A 1649-nucleotide genomic window follows, 5' to 3' on the forward strand; every position below is an offset into this window, starting at 1 on the left:
CTCTTTCTTGTAATTTAGACCACATTTCCTTATTTTCTACTCTGACTTGTACTTGATCATATTTTTTTACATCGTGGTACAATATAATATCTAGCTTACCAATGCTTGTAGGAAATTCTAATATAATAGAGCTTCCATCTGACATATCGATATAGTTTCTTATACCTCCCTTCTCACTTTTAACCTCAACTGCATCATTGCCAATTTTTAAAATATTACTTCCTAAATCTCTCAGTATTTTGGCTACCTCTACCTTGCTATCCCCAGAAAATTCTATATACGATGTTGTATTATCTATCTCAATATCTATTAATTCTCCTTCTTGCACAGCACTTTCTCCAGCTTTCTCTAGTTCTTCTAGTCTCTCATCTATCTGTGGCTGAACTTCTGGTTGTAGCTCATTATAGATTTCACCTATCAATTTATTCTCCAATAAAGTATCATGAAACTCTGCACCGTTTAGCATTAATTTACGTATTAGCTTTTTACGATCAGCCTTATCAAATTTATGAAAATGTGTGCCCAGTATCACATATTCCGCGAGGCTCCACTCTCCATCATTACATGCATTTAGCCTTGCTCCAGCAGCTAGTGCTTCGTCTACAACCTTGTGCAGTTCATTTGGACTTTTTGCTCTTACCACAGCACTCTTAAACCAGCTCAACTTTTCTGCACTTGGCTTTATTTTTTTCAAAGCTGAAGCAAATGGATTTTTATCTTCTTGATCACTTACAGGTTTTGTGCCATAAACATAGTCAAATCCTTTCCCATAGTTGATTTTGTTTTCGCGAACTTCTCTACCAGGGAAAGGTGCTATTTCCTCAGGCTTTTTAGCCTTATTAATTTTGCTTACAAAGGTGTTAGTACGACCTATTCCTACAATAGCATTTAACACCTCACCTTTTGATAATCTATCAAGATCAATGTTTAACTCGTAAGTACCTCCTTCTTGATCATCAAAAGGTACAATTATTTTATTAACCATATTAGCCTCCGCTATTAAATATACTTTACTAAGTCTATAACCTACTTTATTACTTTATTATTAATTCAATATATACTTTCTCATTAATTATAAGCAATGATTAATGTGATTGCAAATACTTTCTTCATTCAAGTAGTTAAACAACTCATGAAAATCTTCAAATATCTGCTTTATAACAGTCCTTGCTCTTTAAAGCTAAAATACCCAACACTTGTGATGATAATGTGATCCAGTAACCTAATCCCTATAGTCTGACAAGCTTTAGCCAAGTCTTTAGTTACAGCTTCATCCTCATCAGATGGCTTTAACCTTCCTTCTGGGTGGTTATGCGATATTATTATTGACGTCGCTTTTCTTATTAATGCCTTTCTTGTTACTTCTCTTATGTAAAAAGGTACCTTATCCACTGTACCAGTGAACACTTCTTCCCCCTTTAAACGGCACTTTTGATCAAAATATATTATTTTCATCTTTTCCTCCTCTGAATAACCAATACTCACCCTCAAATATTTTACTATGGTTTCCAAGTTATCCATTACAGGTCCTTTCTTTAACTCTTCTCTTGGTACTCTCTTTGCAGCTTCCTTTAGGCATAAAATTACTGCTACTGTAGAGTCAGTTATCCCTTCTATAGTTTTCAAGTCATCTATTTCCTGGCCTAAAA

Annotated in this window: 2 protein-coding genes; both read right to left on the minus strand. The window is 34.4% G+C overall.

What is annotated here, in order from left to right; all coding sequences use genetic code 11:
* Positions 1 to 985, minus strand: a 985-nt coding sequence (locus BVG17_RS10575) for a hypothetical protein (protein WP_177429439.1), incomplete at its 3' end; no start/stop codon positions are given.
* A gap of 170 nt (positions 986 to 1155) precedes the next feature.
* Positions 1156 to 1649 (minus strand): JAB domain-containing protein (locus BVG17_RS10580; protein WP_143688983.1); only part of this gene is annotated, 494 nt, incomplete at its 5' end.

It is taken from the genome of Wolbachia endosymbiont of Laodelphax striatellus (genome assembly GCF_007115015.1).
In the GTDB taxonomy this organism is placed as follows: domain Bacteria; phylum Pseudomonadota; class Alphaproteobacteria; order Rickettsiales; family Anaplasmataceae; genus Wolbachia.